Raw genomic sequence first — 16852 nt, 5'->3', positions numbered from 1 at the left:
TGCAGCAACACCATATTGTGAGGAAAATTAAAATGATCGATGGAGTTTTACTTAAAGGATACGGAGGGTTTTACTATGTCTATGGGGAGGACCGGGTTTGGGAATGTTCTCTGCGCGGTCGCTTTCGCATCAAGGACCAGGAATTCCTGCCGGGGGATCGGGTGACTATTCTTCCCAAAGAAGAGGAGAATAAAGGTACCATTGAATCGGTAGCGCCAAGGCGGAATGAGTTAACTCGTCCGCCTATTGCTAATGTGGATCAAGCAATTTTAGTGTTTGCCATGACCTCTCCCAAACCTGATCTGAATCTTTTGGATCGCTTGTTAATTCAAGCAGCTGATTCGGATATTGAGCCAATCATCGTTTTTACGAAAGTGGATAAATATCAAGAGACAGTTTTGCAGGGAGCCCCTAACCTTTATGAACTGACAGAGGATTACAGGAAGATCGGTTACACTGTCTTTGAGGTTTCCAGCAAAACCGGTCAAGGAATCCCTGAAATCGGGGATCGTCTGAAAAATAAGATTAGTGTTCTGGCAGGGCCTTCCGGCGCCGGAAAATCCAGTCTTGTTAATGCCTTGTCTCCTGGAAAGGAACTGAAAACAGGGCAGATAAGTTCTAAGTCAAAGCGTGGCCGTCATACCACACGCCATGTGGAATTAATGGTCTGTTCAGGCGGCTTGCTGGCGGATACCCCAGGTTTTTCCTCCCTGCTTTTGCCGGAGATGAAACGGGCTGAACTGGCGGATTATTTTCCGGAATTTGCGGATTTTCTGGGGGGATGTCGTTTTAACAGCTGCCTTCACGATAAAGAACCTAATTGTGTTATTAAAGCTGCTCTGGAGGAAGGCAGAATTTCCCCAGTTCGTTATGAGCATTACCTTTTATATTTAAAAGAAGTAATTGAAGCAGAGAGGAAGTATTAAAGTGATTCAGATGGCTCCTTCTATTTTATCAGCGGATTTTACACGCCTGGGAGAACAGGTACATCTGGTTGAAGAGGCCGGCGCAGAAGTCTTACATATTGATGTTATGGATGGGCATTTTGTCCCTAATCTAACCTTTGGACCGGCTTTGGTCAAGTCCATAAGGAGTCAGTCACATATGCGCTTCGATGTTCATTTGATGGTTCAGGAACCGGAGAAGTTTATCGAGGATTTTGCGGCTGCAGGAGCAGATCATATTACCTTTCACTTAGAGACCACTCCTCATGTTCATCGAGTTATTCAGCAGATTAAGGAACATGGCATAACCGCTGGAATTGCCCTTAATCCGTCTACCCCCCTGGATGGTTTAAAGTATGTCTTAGCCGACTTGGATATGGTCTTGTTAATGACAGTCAATCCCGGTTTTGGCGGGCAAAAGTTTATCACTAATGTAGTCCCTAAGATTCAGGTTCTTCGCCATCATCTTGAGCAGACCCAATCCTCATGTCTAATTGAAGTGGATGGAGGGGTTAATGAGAAAACGGCTCCCATAGTCGCCAAAGCGGGTGCTCAGATTTTGGTAGCAGGATCAGCGGTTTTTGCCCAGCCGGACCCTAAACAGGCTATTCAAAACATTCGTCAAGCCGCTGAGCTGAAGTCCGATGAGTAACAAAAAGATTGGAGTTTTAGCGAACGGGCTTTGGGATTTAGAGTGGGGGAGGAAAGCTCTTCAAGAGATTGATTACTTAATATGTGCGGATGGGGGAGCGAATTATGCTGCCCTATCTTCGCGTCTTCCGGATCTTCTGATTGGGGACTTGGATTCCGTTTCCCCGGACAGCTATCAGCAATGTTTAAAGGCGGGCTGTAAGATTGAGCGTTATCCCAGTGAAAAGGATGAAACGGATCTGGAATTAGCCTTGCTCAGGGCTGAAGAGAAGGCTCGGGAGCTTGGAGTAAGGGAGATTCGGCTTTTGGGGGCCACGGGCAAGAGGATTGATCATTTCCTGGGAAATGTGGCCCTGATGCTGGGCTATGCCCGCAAAGGGTATCGGCTTTATGTAGCTGACTCTGAACAGGAATTATGGATTATTCACGGCCGTGAGGAAATCAGGGGTACATCCGGACAGCAACTTTCCCTAATCGCTTTAACGGAGCGGGCTGTGGTAACCACAGAAGGGTTGTATTATCCTCTTAATAAAGGAGTTCTTCCCCAGGATTCTCCTCGGGGAATCAGCAATGTATTTTTGGGTGGAAAAGCGGTTGTGGAAGTCCATGAGGGCTGGGTAATGGCGGTTATGATTAACCCCTAAGGAAGTCGCTTGCCCGCCGAGGGTGTGATGTTGCTCCGCTCACCCTAGGCGTCGGCCTTACTACGGAGATATACTACTCTGAAAAACCATCCTGACAGGGGGGGGCGGTCTTCTGTCGGGCTCTGGGGCGGAGCGCTTTTTCGCTATGTTATCCCGTGCGAAGACGGTGTCTTCGGTCTGCACGCGTCTGCGAGTTCCGCAGCTGGCTCGCTGGACGGTTCGCGAGCGCGTCCGAACCTCTGGGTATTTCTGCATGTGTGCCGCTCCTTGCCATCCTGCAAGAAGGCTAATACGTGCGAAGACAGTGTCTTCGGGCACCGCGGCATCAGTCCATCCATGGACAAGTCCTGCGGCGCGCTACGGGGACGCGAACCGTCGGCACTCGCCTTAGCGCGGCTCCACTGACGCATCCGCTTAGCAGAAAAGCGCTCCTCCTGCCTGTTTGTAGGGAGCGGAAGAAGAACTTTGGGGGACTTAGGTAAGGCTTCCAGAATCTTGAGCGTATTTGGCATTTTTCATCATCTGATGGTGCTGCGGCAGCGGCATGGGGGTCTACTCTGAAAAAAGCAACTCTAAAACCCCAAGATAGTCTAAAGAACCCCCGTGGACCCGAAAGTTAGGGCAGATTCGTCCATAGAAGTGAACCCATTGCATGGAGAGGCGGTAAAGCCTACAAGACGGCGCGGGGAGACGGAGCCACGGGTTCACATCAGGTACTACCCTATGGTTTGGCACGAAAGTGTCCGGTGGACACTTTCGCCGAAGCGGCTATCTCCAAAGAATACTTATCCGCTGAAGGCTAGCTCCCGCGCTGGTGAGTGGGCGAGCCTCGGAATGTTGCGGTGAGTGGATATGGCGGAGCTGCCCGACCTCAGGACACGGCCCCTTTTAATCATTTGATGGTGTTACGTTAGCGATATGGGGGTCTAATCTCGAACATTAAAGTGTAATATTTGCCTGCTAAGGACAGACTAGTTATTATAATGGCGTTAATAAGTGATATTAAGTGTTTTCAGCTGGTATATTGAAATAGATTAGGAAAAATACATGATAAAGGAAGACGATGATGCAGCAACAGGATGAACTTTGGATAGGTACGATGCTTGAGGGAAATGCTCGTTGGGTTCTGGTGAAATCCACGGAAATCGTAGAAGAAGCCCGCAGCCGTCATGGCATGTCTCCGGTTGCAACGGCAGCCTTGGGGAGACTAATGACCGGGGCACTGATTTTGGCCAGTTCTCTTAAAGGCGACGAGAGTATTACCTTGCGCTTATTAGGAGATGGTCCTTTAGATGGAGTTGTAGCTGTAGGAAATGCCCAGGGAGAGGTGCGGGGGTATGTGCGGGAACCTTTGGTGGATTTGCCTTTAAAGGCTTCCGGCAAACTTGATGTGGGCACAGCCGTCGGCCGGGGCGAGTTAACCGTGAGCCGAAGTTTGCAAAACGGTGAAGTTTATTCTGGAATGGTGCCCTTGGTCAGTGGGGAGATTGCTGAGGATTTGGTTCACTATTTATTGTCTTCGGAACAGATTCCTTCCGCCATGCTGCTGGGAGTTTTAGTGGAGAAGGATTATCATGTAGCCGGGGCAGGTGGTTTTTTGATCCAGCCCTTGCCGGGTGCTCCGGAAGAGATAATTCAGGCTATTGAAGATCAGCTGGGGCAGTTAGGTGCAGGTATCAGTGAGCTGACAGCTCAAAGTGCTGCTATGGAAGAGCTATTAAGTCATTTGATGGGGCCACTGTCTTATCACGTCCTGGAGCAGCGGTCTGTCGGCTTCAAATGTACCTGTTCGAAAGAACGTTTAAAGGGTACCTTGGTGTCTTTGGGCAAAAAAGAAATAGCAGACTTGATCTCAGATGGAAAAGCCGAGATAGTATGCCATTTCTGTAATGAGCGCTTTCAGTTTAATGTTGAAGAACTTCAGGAGATTTGGGAGCAAGCATAAAAAGGGCACAATGAAAAAAGCCCGAAACTTAAATCGGGCTTTGATTCATTAAATCGCGCGTTGAACTTTACCGGAACGCAAGCATCTGGTGCAAACTTTGATCCGGGTAGGACTGCCGTTCACAATTGCACGAACACTTTGCAAGTTTGGTTTCCAAGATCGCTTTGTCCGTATATGAGAGTGGCTGACTTGAAAGCCAGTAACTACTCCTTTGGCGCATACAGCACAAACATTAGCCATGTGCTAAACCTCCTTTGCAGCCGAAGTGACACTCACATATTTTATCAAAAGTCTTGCCTATTGGCAAGGTTTCTCGCTGAAACTTTTTCTTTGAACATTTTTCATTTCCTTGATAAAATGATATAACTGGACAGATACCGAAGGGGAGGGTCCTTTAATGGGAAAAGAAATTATTAATCATTTAGGTAAAATCGAAATTTCTGAGGAAGTTATTTCTACCATTGCAGGTGCTACAGCAGTTGAGTGCTACGGCTTAGTTGGCATGGCCTCTCGAAAAATAACGGATGGAGTTGCCGATTTGTTGGGACGGGAAAATTTGGCCCGTGGAGTTGTTGTTACAATTCAAGACAATGAAGTTATTATAGACCTTTATATCATTGTTGGTTATGGCGTTAAGATTTCTGAAGTTGCCGCAAGTGTTATGGAGCGCGTTCGTTATACCACAGAAAAGCTCACGGGATTAAACGTGTCCCAAGTGAATGTGAACGTGAAAGGTGTTCGCGTTTTAGAGTAGGCAAATAGATTAGGGGGATACGGTTTTGAGACCAGCAGCTATGAAGATAACAGATGTTTTAAATGGACAATTGTGGAAACAAATGATGGTATCGGGGGCGAAAGCCCTGGAAATAAAAAAGCATGATGTTGATGCGTTAAATGTTTTCCCGGTACCGGATGGCGATACAGGAACAAATATGTTTTTAACCATCCAATCGGCGGCAAGGGATGCCGAAAAGATCACAGGCCAGTCCATCGGCGAAGTGGCTGCAGCGGCTTCAATGGGCTCTTTAATGGGAGCGAGGGGGAATTCAGGGGTTATTCTTTCCCAACTTTTGCGGGGAATTGCTAAAGGATTGGAAGGGCTGGATACCGCAAATTCACTGCAAATTGCCCAAGCCTTGCAATCGGGAGTGGACACAGCCTATAAAGCGGTTATGAAACCGGTGGAGGGTACCATTCTGACGGTTTCCAAAGAAACAGCTCGTGCAGCTTTGACCAGGGCCAAAAACGGAGGGTCTTTATTAGAAACTCTTCAGGAGGCTCAGCAACAGGGATTTAAGAGTCTGGCCAAAACGCCGGAGATGCTGCCCGTGCTGAAACAGGCTGGGGTAGTGGATGCCGGAGGTCAAGGATTCCTGGTAATTCTGGGCGGATGGATTGCTGCCTTATCTGGGGAAGCAGAGGAATTGGATTTTGTGAGCGGAGCTGAAAGCCCGCCGAAGGCTGAGATTCAGGAACCGGAAAGCAAACAAGAATTTGTCCAAGTTGAAAACTTAGACTATCCTTATTGTACGGAGTTCCTGGTCAAGGGCAAGGATTTGCGTGTTGAACAGATAAAGCAAGATCTGTCGGGCCGGGGCGATTGTCTGTTGGTCGTAGGGACGCCGGAAGTTGTGAAGATCCATGTCCATGTCAAGAATCCCGGTAAGATCTTAGATTATGCCATTCAGTGGGGGTCTCTCCACCAAGTCCAGATTCACAATATGCTGGAGCAAAATGAGAACATGGCTCATGCCATGAAAGAAAAAGCCCTCGCAGCAGATAGTGAACCTCTTGCAGAAGGCCAAGAATTAAAAGAATTTGGGGTTGTCGCAGTAGCCATGGGGCAAGGGATTGCGGATGTCTTTATCAGTTTAGGTGTTGATGAGGTCGTTTATGGCGGGCAAACCATGAACCCAAGTACCGAAGACTTGGCAGAAGCCGTTCGCAAAGTTTCGGCTCGACAGGTTTTTATTCTGCCGAATAACGGAAATATTGTTATGGCTGCCCGACAAGTTAAAGATGTGGTCCAGGATTGTCAGGTTCATGTTATTCCCAGTAAATCCATACCTCAGGGAATTGCAGCTTTGCTAAGCTTTAACAGTGAAGGAGACGCTGATACCAATATTAAGAATATGGAACGGGGAATGAGCAGTGTTGGTTCCGGCGAAGTAACCTATGCTGTCCGGGACTCTCAATATGGTGATTTAACCATTTCCCAGGGGGATATACTTGGGTTAATAGAAGATGTCATCGTTACTACCGGAAAATTACTATTTGAGGTTGCCCAATCAACATTAGAAAAAATGGAATGGAAAACTCACGACTTGGTTTCGATATTTTATGGAGAAGAGACAAAACCAGAGGAGGTAGAACGTCTCCAGGATTGGCTACAGGAGGAAAATCCAAGTATCGAAGTTGAAGTTCATCCCGGTAGGCAGCCGCTCTACTATTATATCTTTGGTGTGGAATAGGTTAACCTCCGGAAAAATCCGGAGGTTTTGTTTTCTATATTAGGAGGGAACTTTGTGGGAAAGAGTAATGTTTTTGATCTTTTGGGACCTATTATGGTTGGTCCGTCAAGTTCACATACCGCCGGCGCTGTTCGCTTAGGAGGAATGGCCAGAAATATTTTAGGAGAAGAGCCTGTTGAAGGAACCATCAGCCTGCATGGTTCTTTTGCTAAAACCGGGAAGGGTCATGGCACAGATTTAGCGCTGCTCGCCGGGTTGTTAGGCATGCTTCCCGATGACGAACGCATATCCGCTGCACCGGAGATTGCCAAGGAACGAGGTTTGAGTGTCAAGTATGAGGTCATCGATCTCGGAGAAGTACATCCCAATACTGTAAAGTTTGATTTGGTCGGTCGATCCGGGCATTCTGTACAAGTTATCGGTTCGTCCATCGGTGGCGGAAGCATTGTTATTTGGGAGATAAATCATTTTCAAGTGGAAATCCGGGGAGACTATCCTACGTTAGTTATATTGCATCAAGATTTGCCGGGGTTAGTAGCTCAAGTGACTCTCCTCCTGGCCACGGCTCAAATCAATATTGCCAGTATGCGGGTTTCACGTGAAAAGAAGGGAGCTCAAGCCCTAATGACGCTGGAAACGGACGAAACCATTGATGAAGCAGTTCTGCAATTAATGGCAAAACTGCCCAGAATAGAGCAAGTAATGGCTATTAAGCCTTTATAAACTAGTAGGAGGAAACAGTATGCGTGCCTACGAAGATTGGGTTAGTGAGGCGGAAAGTAAAGGATTGAAATTAAGCGAAGTCATCCTGCAAAACCAAAGGGAAGAACTTGAACAAACGGAGCAAGAGCTGATTCAGCGAATGAGTATAAATTTAAAGGTTATGAGGGAAGCGGTTGAAGCAGGGCTCACCGGGGAAAAACGTTCGGTATCGGGATTGGTTGGAGGGGATGCAGCGAAAGTAGAAGCCCGCAGAAAATCAGGTGCGAATCTGGTTGGCAATCTAATGGGCGGCGCCATCGCTAAGGCTTTGGCTGTTGCCGAGTTTAATGCCTGTATGGGAAAGATCGTGGCTGCACCTACAGCAGGTTCCTGTGGCGTCCTGCCGGCGGTATTATTAACGGTTGAGGAAAATTGTCAGCTTTCTGAGCATGAACTCATATTAGGGCTTTTTACGGCAGCGGGGTTAGGGATGATTCTTGCCGAACGGGCCAGTGTCTCCGGCGCTGAAGGGGGATGTCAGGCTGAAGTTGGCTCTGCGGCAGCCATGGCGGCGGCCGCAGCTGTGGAAATGGCAGGAGGGTCTCCGAGACAGACCGCCCATGCTGCTGCCATAGCATTGAAGTCCATGCTTGGTTTAGTATGTGATCCTGTAGGAGGGCTTGTTGAGATACCCTGTGTCAAAAGGAATGCTACGGCGGCAACCATTGCTTTAGCAGCTGCCGAAATGGCACTTTCCGGGGTTAAGAGCGCCATTCCCATTGATGAGGTTATAGATGCTATGGGGCTGATTGGCAAACAGATGCCCTGCACCTTGAAGGAAACCGCCCAAGGCGGTTTAGCTATTACTTCGACAGGACGAAGAATCCAGGCTGATTTTCTATGACCCTCTCCCAAGCCGAATTAGTTTTAAGGAATTTCCAAAAGGCCCTTTTAGCCGAAGAAAAGCAGGGCTTTACCAATGCTGGGGTTTTAGGCGGATTTAATACCTTTTTACGAGGGATTATACCCCGGCTGGAAGAATTGTTTCCCAGCAAGGATATGGAGCTCTTAAGAACCCTGGCTGGGAATTATCAAAGCTTTAGCCTGCTGCGGCGTAGAGAAGCTTTTTCCGAACTGCGCCGCTTTCTCCAGGAAATCACTGTAGCAGACCCAGGCGGGGCTGCGCAAAGGGAAGTTTCGCCAAGGAAGGAGGACCTTTCCCAAAGCACCAACAGGCCAAGAAAACAGGAGGCTTTAGGTAAGGCTGCTTCCAATAAGGGTACGCCTGGTATGCCAACTTTAAATAAGACCAATTTAGGACCGTCGACGCCTTTGCAGTATCTCAAGGGAGTGGGGCCGGAACGAGCAAAGCAGCTGAAGCAGTTGGGGATTCAGAATCTTCGGGATTTGCTGGAGTATTACCCTCGCCGCTATGAAGATCGCCGGAGGCGGCTGATCAGAGACTTAAAAGATGGTGAGCTGGCGACTATTGAAGGAAAAGTCGTCGCCGGAACCGTTGCCAAGGCCCGGATGAAAGTTGTGAAGCTGAGTATCGAGCAAGAGGGCAGTTTAATTCAGGCTACTTGGTTCAATCAAACCTTTATACTTAAACAATACCCTGTAGGAACCCAGGTGGCGGTGACTGGAAAGGTTCGCTGGCTGGGTCAGATACCGGAAATTATGGCGGTGGATATCGAGAAAGTTGGGCAGAAAAGTGCCCCTGCAGCCTCTGATTTAAGGAGACAGACTATTTTGCCCATTTATTCAGAAACGGCTCGTCTATCTTCGAAAGTGATAGGCAATCTGATCAAAGGGATCTTGCCTCAAACGGAAAAAGAGTTTCCGGAGATTTTGCCTGAAGAGCTGGCCCGGGAGTGGATGGCCCGTTCTTCAGCCCATCGCGAAATTCATTTTCCCACCAACTTTACGACTCTGGCCCAAGCGAGAGAGCGATTAGTATGGGAAGAGATTCTAGTATTGCAGCTGGCGGTAGCCGGATTGCGCCAGGGTATCGTCAGGGTTGGCAGCCCACCTTTGTTGGGTGGAGAAGAATTAATCCAGAACTTTTATAAATGTTTGCCCTTCCAGCTCACAACAGCACAGCAACGAGTGATTCGGGAAATATTTCAAGACCTGGCCCGCACACAAGGAATGGCCCGTTTGGTGCAAGGGGATGTGGGATCCGGCAAGACGGCGGTTGCTATGGCTGCTTTGCTGCGTGCCGTTGGTTCAGGGTATCAGGGAGCGATGATGGCTCCTACGGAGATTTTGGCCATGCAGCATTTTCACTCCCTAGATAAAGTGTTTGCCCCTTTAGGGATTCGTGTGGTTTGCTTATTAGGTAGTCAAAGCAAAAGCAGTCGAGAGAGAACTTTAGAGATGATTGCCAGCGGTGAGGCCCAAGTTGTAGTAGGAACTCATGCCCTTATCCAGGAAAAAGTCGAGTTTAGAGCCTTAGGCCTGGCAGTAACAGACGAACAGCATCGTTTTGGCGTTCGGCAGCGTTCACTGCTGCAAAGTAAAGGGGAGAGTCCTCATGTTTTGGTTCTTACGGCCACGCCCATACCTAGAACCCTGGCCTTAACCCTTTATGGGGATTTGCAGCTCTCGGTTCTGGATACCATGCCCATGGGGCGAAAGCCAATTATTACTCGCAAAGTATCGGAACGTTCCCGAGGCAAAATGGAGCAATTCTTAGATGAACAAATTAAACTTGGCCGGCAGATCTATGTTGTCTGTCCTTTGGTTGATGAATCGGAAACCCTTGATCTTATTTCGGCAACTCAGCGCTGGACCGACTTGCAGATTAGGTTCCCAAACTATCAAGTCGCCCTTTTGCACGGCAAAATGAAAGGCACAGAGAAAGAAGAGATCATGGAGATCTTTCAGGCAGGGAGTATTGACATCTTGGTAGCCACAACGGTAGTTGAAGTAGGAGTGAATGTTCCCAATGCTACTGTCATGGTCATTGAATCTGCGGAGCGTTTCGGCCTGGCTCAATTACACCAGCTGAGAGGACGGGTTGGCCGGGGCAGTGAACAATCTTACTGTTTTTTACTGGCGGGGAACAAAGACAGCCGCCGTTTAGATATTCTCTGCCAAACTGAGGATGGTTTTAAAATAGCGGAAGAGGATATGCGTCTCCGGGGAACCGGAGAAATATTGGGGACCAGGCAGCACGGCCTTGCCGAACTGCGTTTGGCGGATCTTTCCCAGGATGGCCGGCTGGTGGAAAAAGCCTATCAGGCGGCTCAGGAGGTCCTGCAAAACCCGGAAAGGTTCCAGATGCTGATTCAGGAAGTGCAGAGAAGGTATCCGCCGGAAGAAATTGGGGTGCATTAGGATGAAAAGGGCATTTATATAGGAAAAAATATTCGACCTTCTTTTGAATGAAAATTGAGATCGATTTGTTTAGAATTTTAACCAAGAATTGCCGAGTATGATCTTAAGGAAATGGTTAAATAATAAGATCAGATTAAAGCGGGATAGAAAATTAATCCGACAGCAGCGAAGCAGGTCTGCTGTCTAATATTAAAAATCTAAGGAGGGAAAAGCACTTTGGCTAAGTCAACAAAACCGATGGTTCAACTGACACCCGAATTAGAAAAATTCAAGTATGAGGTCGCACAAGAAATTGGGATCGCCAATCGTAAACACAAGCGTTTTCCCAATACCCCGCAACAATAAAATAAAGTAAGGGTCAGGTTTAATTATTAAAACCTGGCCCTTATCCTTAAGTAAAAGGGATTACTGCAAATACCGTTCATAGTCTTCCCGGTCAATGCCAGGATGCAGGCTGATTGCCAATGCTCCGGCGATTATTTTTGCCACTGTTTTAATGAGAGCATCAATTTCTTTAGGAGTCACCATCAAATTTCCCTGGAAGGGGGATAGAACATCATCAATAATTTGACTGAATACTTCAGGTTTGATGCCTTTATAAAGTTGATATAATTTGGGGCTGGTCACAAACTGTTTAAAGACTCCTTCCACAGCATCGTGAGCAATAATGCCTGCATTAACAACAGTGGGAAGTCCAATAGCAATTACTTTACAGCCTATGGATTCTTCTGTAATGCCCGCTCGGCGGTTGCCGACGCCGGAACCGGGATGAATACCGGTATCGGAAAGCTGAATACTGGTTCCGATTCGTTCCAATGAACCGGCAGCCAAAGCGTCAATGGCAATAACCAAATCCGGTTTAACATGGTCCACAAGGCCGCGGATGATTTCTGCAGTTTCAATTCCGGTAATTCCTAAAACTCCAGGAGTGATGGCACTGATTTTCCGCAATTGACCTTTTAATTCATCTGGTGAGAGCTGGAACAGATGTCGGGTTACCATGGTTTTGTCAATGACTTGAGGGCCTAGGGCATCTGGGGTAGCATTCCAGTTGCCTAAACCAATGATTAAAACACTGGCGTCTTCTTTAAGGTTCATAAGCTCAACTAATTGGTCTGCTAAAACATTGGTAATATCCTCATGAATTGCATAATTATTGGTGCGAATGTCAGGAGCGTCAATGGTTATGTAATAGCCCTTAGGCTTGCCGATAGCTTCAACGCCTTCGTCGGTATCCACTTTAATGACCGTCACCTTGGCATGTTCCAGTTCTTGTTCATTCATGAGAACGCCGGGAATTTCTTCTCCGCTTTCTCCACGCAGGAGCTGATGGGCTTCAACAGCTAAATCAAGCTGTAAATTAAGATGTTGATAAAGTTCTGACTTTTTCATGGGCTATACTCCTTTAACGTCAATTATTCGAGACCTAGAAAAAAGTCACTGGGGCTTTGCTAAAGCGCCCAGTGAACAGAGGAAACGAAGGAAGAGCTGGATGGGGGAAGGGCATTTTGATGATTAACCTTCACCATTTTGCCAAGTCTAGTATATGACAAAAAGTAAAACGATATACAAGGAATAGAGGAATTTGGCATTCGCTGTGGTATACTATATAAAGGCTCATGTACTATGCGCTGCCACAGATAATTGGAGGATTTAATGCGAATTATTGCTGGAGATTTGCGTGGCCGCCAACTTAAGGCCGTAGAAGGAATACATACCCGCCCAACGTCGGATAAAGTAAAAGGTGCGATTTTCAATGTATTAGGAGAGAAAGTCTTAAATTCTCGGGTTTTGGATCTTTTTGCCGGAACAGGGAATTTAGCCATTGAAGCACTCTCGCGTGGTTCTTCGGAAGCGGTTTTGGTTGAAAAGAATTTTGCTGCCTATCAAACAATAAAAAAGAATTTGGAAGTGCTGGGGGTTTGTCAAAAGTCTAAACTTCTTTTGATGGATGCTTTTAAGTTCATACATAAAAATCCTGATAAAGTGTTTGATCTTATTTTTTTGGACCCTCCTTATCGACAAGAGCTAATTCCAAAGATTATTGAAGCCTTGAAGGGATATTCTTATTTAACCCCCGATGGAGTGATCATTGCCGAAACTGCTAAAGATGAAGATTTAGCAGCAGGTGATATGTACCCCTTTGAGATTCGCAAGACAGGGGAATATGGTGACACCAAAGTTTGGTACCTACAGAGAATGGATGTATGACGAGGAGAGGATAGAAGTGGAAAGTGATATTCAGAGTTTACTCAATGAAGTAGAAGAAATAATTGATCACGGAACAAAAATTCCTATGACTGGAAAGGTTTTAGTGGATGATGCTGTACTCTTCGAACTGCTTGATCGCGTGCGTGCCTCCTTGCCTGAAGAAATAACGAACGCTCAGTGGGTCTTAAAAGAACGTCAGCGCATTCTCGATGAAGCACAAGCTGAGGCTCAAAAGCTAATGGATCAGGGGAAAACCTATATTGATAAAATGGCTATGGAAAATGAAGTTGTTAAACAGGCCCAAGAATATGGAGAAAACATCGTCATACAAGCACAAACCTTTGCACGGGAAGTAAAAACCGGGGCGGTGCAATATGCTGATGAGATGCTTCAGCATGTTGAACAAAGCTTGTATGATACCCTTCAATCCCTGCGAAAAAATCGTGAAGAATTAAAATCTCTGGTTCGAGAAGAGCGAGCCGGTAAATCAAACAGTGATGAGAGTGAGTAAACCTCACTCTTTTTCCTTTAAACTAATGGTATTCAACGCAGCTTGCGAACACGGACCATGCTGAAAAGAATCAGTAGAGACATACAACCCAAAAATACCATAGAACTCAAATGCCATGTATTCCAAAAAAGGATGGATGAATCTGGGATTGGAATTGCCAGGTTTGAGGTGGGAATCTTAGTTACTGTGAGTAAGAATTGGCTTAAGCTAAGAGCAATGAAGGCATGAAGGGTTCTGGCAATAACAAAGGAAGAGAAACGCAAGTCTGTACTGCTGATTAATCCAGCCACTTGGGCAAAAACAGAAAGTCCGCCCCAGCCCATAAGCAGAGTGAGAAGAGCGATTTGCTGGTTGAGAAAAGTGAGGGATTGGATAGCTTCCTGGCAACCCAAGGTCATTTCAAAAAGACCGTTGAATAAAGCTTGAAAAACAGGAACTTGAATCTCAGGAATCATACGATGACTGAAAGCTGCTAAGAATAAAGTAATATTCCATTGATTTAATAAACGAAGTATGACAGAAAAAAAGGCCATGAAACCGGCGACCATCAGTACCGTATTAGTACTTTGCCTGACTGCGTCGCCCAGGATTTGCCCTAAGGTGCGCTGGTCTTGGTTTTGGGCTTTTCTCATTTCCAGCCAAGCACGTTTTAATGACGGCGGAGTAAAACTCTGTTGACTTTTTTGTTCCGCTTTGTAAAATCGGAAGAGGAATCCAACCATTAAATTAGCTAGATAAACAGAACTGGCCAGGAGGATACCCAGGGCAGGTTTTCCTAACATGCCGGAAGCAACGGCGCCGAACATGAATCCGGGGCTGGGATTATTAGTAAAGGCCAATAAACGTTCTCCTTCCTCCTGGGTAAGGTCTTTCTCGCTGCGTAAACGAGCGGTTAGTACGGCTCCCATGGGGAACCCTGAAGTATAACCCATGGCGACGACAAAGGCTGCTTTACCGGGGAGCCGAAAAATAGGACGCATGAAGGATTCTAACAGAACACCGAGAAAATGAACAAATCCAGAGGCCATTAATAGTTCGGAAAGAATAAAAAAAGGCAATAATGCCGGCAGGACAAAACGCCACCATAAAGTTAATCCTCCGCCTGCAGAACTTAGCACTTCCTGGGGATAGATAAACATACCCAGAGCCAGCAGGCTTAAAGCCAGGATACGGGCAATGTTGGACATGAAACCTCACCTTCTTTCATAATTTATATGGAAAGACGCCGAACCATAGAAGTCGTTGGGAGGAAAAATAATGAATCCAAAGAGAGGGCTTGTTTTGGGAGCGGGAGGTGCAAGAGGATTTGCCCACTTAGGATTTCTGCAAGTCCTTAATGAAGAGGCGATGAGTGTAGACCTGGTGGTAGGATGTAGTGCAGGTGCTATATTCGGAGCTTTGTGGTGTGCGGGGATAGATCTTTATCGCGTCCAGCGGCTGTTGACTTATCCGGGGTTTGCTAAGAAAATATTAGACCCTGCTGTGTCGAAAGAAGGGTTGATTAAAGGTGATAGAATTTTTGAAGTCATTCGCCTCTTAACGAAAGATATGACCTTTGCAGATCTTAAAGTTCCCCTAGCTGTCGTAGCAACGGATATTGAAACCGGGGAACTCGTGGTATTTCATGAAGGAAGCGTAGCTCAGGCCGTTCGGGCAAGCATTTCTATTCCGGGGTTTTTCAAACCCTATCGTTATCAAGGGCGCCTGCTCGTGGATGGAGCCGTGAAAAATCGTTTGCCGATACATATTGCCCGGGAGATGGGGGCAGACCTTGTTTTCGCCGTTGATGTTAAAAAAGGCTTTCAGAATAGACTTAACAGTGCCTTAGATATTTTGCTGCAATCGATTGAAATTCTTGAAGATGAAGTATTTAAGGCTAATTGTTGTGGGGCGGATTTGTTATTGCAGCCGGATATTGGACATATTGGCAGCTTGCAGTTTGATCGTGCCGAGGAAGGGATACAACTTGGCCGAAGCCTTGCATTGACGAAATGTTCTGAGATTAAGAGAATAATGGAGTTAGGGGTTAAAAAACCATAAATTTTGTGCTACACTCATAAATGAAACAAAGCCGTGGAAAGAAATGCCTCCCTCAACTAAGTGAAAAATACGTTTTTTCGGGGAAGACTATAGTTTACTAATACTAATAAAACTTCTTGAGCCGGTAAAATTATAAAGGGGTATAGAAAATGAAGATTCTAGTAATAAATTGTGGGAGCTCTTCGCTGAAATATCAAGTTATTGACATGGTAACCAAGAATGCAATTGGAAAAGGCTTGGTAGAGCGAATCGGACTTTCTGGATCGGTGCTTACTCATCGTACAGGGTCCGGAGAAAAAGAGGTCATTCAGGCTGAAATACCAAATCACACCATCGCTATCAAACTGGTGCTGGAAGCCTTGGTTTCTCCTGAATATGGTGCCATCAAAGATTTGAAAGAAATTTATGGGATAGGACATCGAGTAGTTCACGGGGGAGAGAAATTTTCGAAGTCTGTTCTCATTGATGATGAAGTCATGGTAGCTCTCAAGGAATGTGTCGAGTTAGCACCTCTCCATAATCCGCCCAATATTGCTGGGATTATCGCTTGTCAAAAAATGATGCCAGGAGTCCCCCAAGTGGCGGTCTTTGACACAGCTTTTCATCAAACAATGCAGCCAAACAGCTATATCTACGGCTTGCCCTACGAGTTTTATAAAAAATATGGAATTAGAAAATACGGCTTCCACGGAACATCTCATAAATATGTAAGTCAACGGGCGGCAGTACTTCTTCAGAAGCCACTCGGCGATCTGAAGCTTATCAGCTGCCACTTGGGTAATGGAGCATCTATTTGTGCCATCCGAGGCGGTAAATCCATAGAAACATCCATGGGCTTTACTCCATTGGATGGACTTATGATGGGAACCCGTTCGGGTCAATTGGATCCGGCCATTGTTACGTATATCATGTGTAGGGAAAATTTTACAGTTGATCAAATGAATGACTTTTTAAATACCAAATGTGGCGCTCTGGGAGTTTCAGGGGTCAGCAGCGACTTTAGAGATATTGAAGTAGCTGCCGGACAAGGAAATGTCCGGGCAAGGCTTGCCTTAGATATTTTTGAACACGATGTCCGTCAATTTATCGGATCCTACGCCGCTGTTTTGGGTGGAGTTGACGGAATCATTTTCACAGCAGGAGTTGGCGAAAACTCTGCCAGCATGAGAGAAGCGATCTGTAAAAATTTAGAGTATATCGGGGTAGATCTGGATCGAGAGAAGAACAAGGTCCGAAGTGAAGAAGTTGATGTTTCCAAACCGGATGCCCGTTGTCGGGTATTAGTCATTCCTACAAATGAAGAATTGATGATTGCCTTAGAAACCCAAGATCTAATTTAATGAGCTAAGGTGGTTATTCTCTGTAAAGAGTTTTCCTTGACAAAGAAAAAT

Annotated in this window: 17 protein-coding genes; 14 read left to right on the top strand and 3 right to left on the bottom strand. The window is 46.3% G+C overall.

Going from position 1 to position 16852, the window contains the following annotated elements; all coding sequences use genetic code 11:
* The first annotated feature begins 32 nt into the window (after nucleotides 1–32).
* From rsgA to hslO, 4 genes are all read left to right on the top strand, one after another.
* Complete coding sequence (gene rsgA / locus DESOR_RS22695) at nucleotides 33–926, top strand: ribosome small subunit-dependent GTPase A (protein ID WP_014186936.1); 894 nt, start codon at nucleotides 33–35, stop codon at nucleotides 924–926.
* A 1-nt stretch (nucleotide 927) separates the two neighbouring features.
* Nucleotides 928–1596 (top strand): ribulose-phosphate 3-epimerase, encoded by a 669-nt coding sequence (rpe, locus tag DESOR_RS22690; protein ID WP_014186935.1) that lies wholly within the window; start codon nucleotides 928–930, stop codon nucleotides 1594–1596.
* On the top strand, nucleotides 1589–2239 hold the full coding sequence (locus DESOR_RS22685) for a thiamine diphosphokinase (protein ID WP_014186934.1): 651 nt from the start codon (nucleotides 1589–1591) through the stop codon (nucleotides 2237–2239). Before rpe ends, DESOR_RS22685 begins: the two co-directional genes overlap by 8 nt.
* Nucleotides 2240–3305: 1066 nt before the next feature.
* A complete protein-coding gene (gene hslO, locus DESOR_RS22680) occupies nucleotides 3306–4184 on the top strand; it encodes an Hsp33 family molecular chaperone HslO (protein WP_014186933.1) in 879 nt (292 codons plus the stop codon).
* Between the two features lie 48 nt (nucleotides 4185–4232).
* Here hslO and rpmB read toward each other — a convergent pair whose 3' ends face one another.
* Nucleotides 4233–4424 (bottom strand): 50S ribosomal protein L28, encoded by a 192-nt coding sequence (rpmB, locus tag DESOR_RS22675; RefSeq protein ID WP_014186932.1) that lies wholly within the window; start codon nucleotides 4422–4424, stop codon nucleotides 4233–4235.
* A 157-nt stretch (nucleotides 4425–4581) separates the two neighbouring features.
* Here rpmB and DESOR_RS22670 point away from each other — a divergent pair, with 157 nt between their 5' ends.
* The 6 genes from DESOR_RS22670 to DESOR_RS22645 all read left to right on the top strand — a co-directional run bounded on the left by DESOR_RS22670 (nucleotide 4582) and on the right by DESOR_RS22645 (nucleotide 11044).
* Nucleotides 4582–4938, top strand: a complete 357-nt coding sequence (locus tag DESOR_RS22670) for an Asp23/Gls24 family envelope stress response protein (protein ID WP_014186931.1) — start codon at nucleotides 4582–4584, stop codon at nucleotides 4936–4938.
* 40 nt (nucleotides 4939–4978) lie between these two features.
* Complete coding sequence (locus tag DESOR_RS22665) at nucleotides 4979–6655, top strand: DAK2 domain-containing protein (RefSeq protein WP_042332660.1); 1677 nt, start codon at nucleotides 4979–4981, stop codon at nucleotides 6653–6655.
* A 54-nt stretch (nucleotides 6656–6709) separates the two neighbouring features.
* Nucleotides 6710–7378 carry an L-serine ammonia-lyase, iron-sulfur-dependent subunit beta gene (gene sdaAB / locus DESOR_RS22660; protein WP_014186929.1) on the top strand — a complete coding sequence of 223 codons (669 nt, stop codon included), beginning with the start codon at nucleotides 6710–6712 and terminating at the stop codon, nucleotides 7376–7378.
* A gap of 19 nt (nucleotides 7379–7397) precedes the next feature.
* Entirely contained in the window at nucleotides 7398–8261 is an 864-nt protein-coding gene (gene sdaAA / locus DESOR_RS22655) for an L-serine ammonia-lyase, iron-sulfur-dependent, subunit alpha (RefSeq protein ID WP_014186928.1), read from the top strand.
* The gene (recG, locus tag DESOR_RS22650) at nucleotides 8258–10699 is read left to right on the top strand and encodes an ATP-dependent DNA helicase RecG (protein ID WP_014186927.1); all 2442 of its coding nucleotides are present in this window, start codon (nucleotides 8258–8260) and stop codon (nucleotides 10697–10699) included. The genes sdaAA and recG overlap by 4 nt, the downstream gene beginning before the upstream one ends.
* Nucleotides 10700–10915: 216 nt before the next feature.
* Entirely contained in the window at nucleotides 10916–11044 is a 129-nt protein-coding gene (locus DESOR_RS22645; protein WP_148265312.1) for a small, acid-soluble spore protein, alpha/beta type, read from the top strand.
* 60 nt (nucleotides 11045–11104) lie between these two features.
* Here DESOR_RS22645 and gpr read toward each other — a convergent pair whose 3' ends face one another.
* Nucleotides 11105–12091: a GPR endopeptidase gene (gpr, locus tag DESOR_RS22640; protein WP_014186926.1), complete on the bottom strand. Its 987-nt coding sequence runs from the start codon at nucleotides 12089–12091 to the stop codon at nucleotides 11105–11107.
* Nucleotides 12092–12355: 264 nt separating this feature from the next.
* Between gpr and rsmD the strand changes: the two genes are divergently transcribed.
* Nucleotides 12356–12910 (top strand): 16S rRNA (guanine(966)-N(2))-methyltransferase RsmD, encoded by a 555-nt coding sequence (gene rsmD / locus DESOR_RS22635; protein ID WP_014186925.1) that lies wholly within the window; start codon nucleotides 12356–12358, stop codon nucleotides 12908–12910.
* A gap of 16 nt (nucleotides 12911–12926) precedes the next feature.
* Entirely contained in the window at nucleotides 12927–13421 is a 495-nt protein-coding gene (locus DESOR_RS22630; protein WP_014186924.1) for an ATPase, read from the top strand.
* Between the two features lie 32 nt (nucleotides 13422–13453).
* On the opposite strand, the gene ylbJ is transcribed toward DESOR_RS22630, so the two are convergent.
* Nucleotides 13454–14608 (bottom strand): sporulation integral membrane protein YlbJ, encoded by a 1155-nt coding sequence (gene ylbJ / locus DESOR_RS22625; protein WP_014186923.1) that lies wholly within the window; start codon nucleotides 14606–14608, stop codon nucleotides 13454–13456.
* A gap of 70 nt (nucleotides 14609–14678) precedes the next feature.
* On the opposite strand from ylbJ, the gene DESOR_RS22620 reads away from it, so the two are divergent.
* Complete coding sequence (locus DESOR_RS22620) at nucleotides 14679–15461, top strand: patatin-like phospholipase family protein (protein ID WP_014186922.1); 783 nt, start codon at nucleotides 14679–14681, stop codon at nucleotides 15459–15461.
* Nucleotides 15462–15610: 149 nt separating this feature from the next.
* A complete protein-coding gene (locus DESOR_RS22615; protein ID WP_014186921.1) occupies nucleotides 15611–16801 on the top strand; it encodes an acetate/propionate family kinase in 1191 nt (396 codons plus the stop codon).
* Nucleotides 16802–16852 lie beyond the last annotated feature (51 nt).

Origin of the sequence: Desulfosporosinus orientis DSM 765 (genome assembly GCF_000235605.1) — a bacterium.
Lineage (GTDB): Bacteria > Bacillota > Desulfitobacteriia > Desulfitobacteriales > Desulfitobacteriaceae > Desulfosporosinus > Desulfosporosinus orientis.
Note: the sequence above shows the minus strand (reverse complement) of the source record. Positions and strands in the feature narration are given on the sequence as shown.

Bases quoted from the DNA above. Each gene is read 5' to 3' on its own strand.
- rsgA (WP_014186936.1), top strand. From the start codon at position 33: ATGATCGATGGAGTTTTACTTAAAGGATACGGAGGGTTTTACTATGTC.
- DESOR_RS22685 (WP_014186934.1), top strand. From the start codon at position 1,589: ATGAGTAACAAAAAGATTGGAGTTTTAGCGAACGGGCTTTGGGATTTA.
- hslO (WP_014186933.1), top strand. From the start codon at position 3,306: ATGCAGCAACAGGATGAACTTTGGATAGGTACGATGCTTGAGGGAAAT.
- rpmB (WP_014186932.1), bottom strand. From the start codon at position 4,424: ATGGCTAATGTTTGTGCTGTATGCGCCAAAGGAGTAGTTACTGGCTTT.
- DESOR_RS22670 (WP_014186931.1), top strand. From the start codon at position 4,582: ATGGGAAAAGAAATTATTAATCATTTAGGTAAAATCGAAATTTCTGAG.
- DESOR_RS22665 (WP_042332660.1), top strand. From the start codon at position 4,979: ATGAAGATAACAGATGTTTTAAATGGACAATTGTGGAAACAAATGATG.
- sdaAA (WP_014186928.1), top strand. From the start codon at position 7,398: ATGCGTGCCTACGAAGATTGGGTTAGTGAGGCGGAAAGTAAAGGATTG.
- recG (WP_014186927.1), top strand. From the start codon at position 8,258: ATGACCCTCTCCCAAGCCGAATTAGTTTTAAGGAATTTCCAAAAGGCC.
- gpr (WP_014186926.1), bottom strand. From the start codon at position 12,091: ATGAAAAAGTCAGAACTTTATCAACATCTTAATTTACAGCTTGATTTA.
- rsmD (WP_014186925.1), top strand. From the start codon at position 12,356: ATGCGAATTATTGCTGGAGATTTGCGTGGCCGCCAACTTAAGGCCGTA.
- ylbJ (WP_014186923.1), bottom strand. From the start codon at position 14,608: ATGTCCAACATTGCCCGTATCCTGGCTTTAAGCCTGCTGGCTCTGGGT.
- DESOR_RS22620 (WP_014186922.1), top strand. From the start codon at position 14,679: ATGAATCCAAAGAGAGGGCTTGTTTTGGGAGCGGGAGGTGCAAGAGGA.
- DESOR_RS22615 (WP_014186921.1), top strand. From the start codon at position 15,611: ATGAAGATTCTAGTAATAAATTGTGGGAGCTCTTCGCTGAAATATCAA.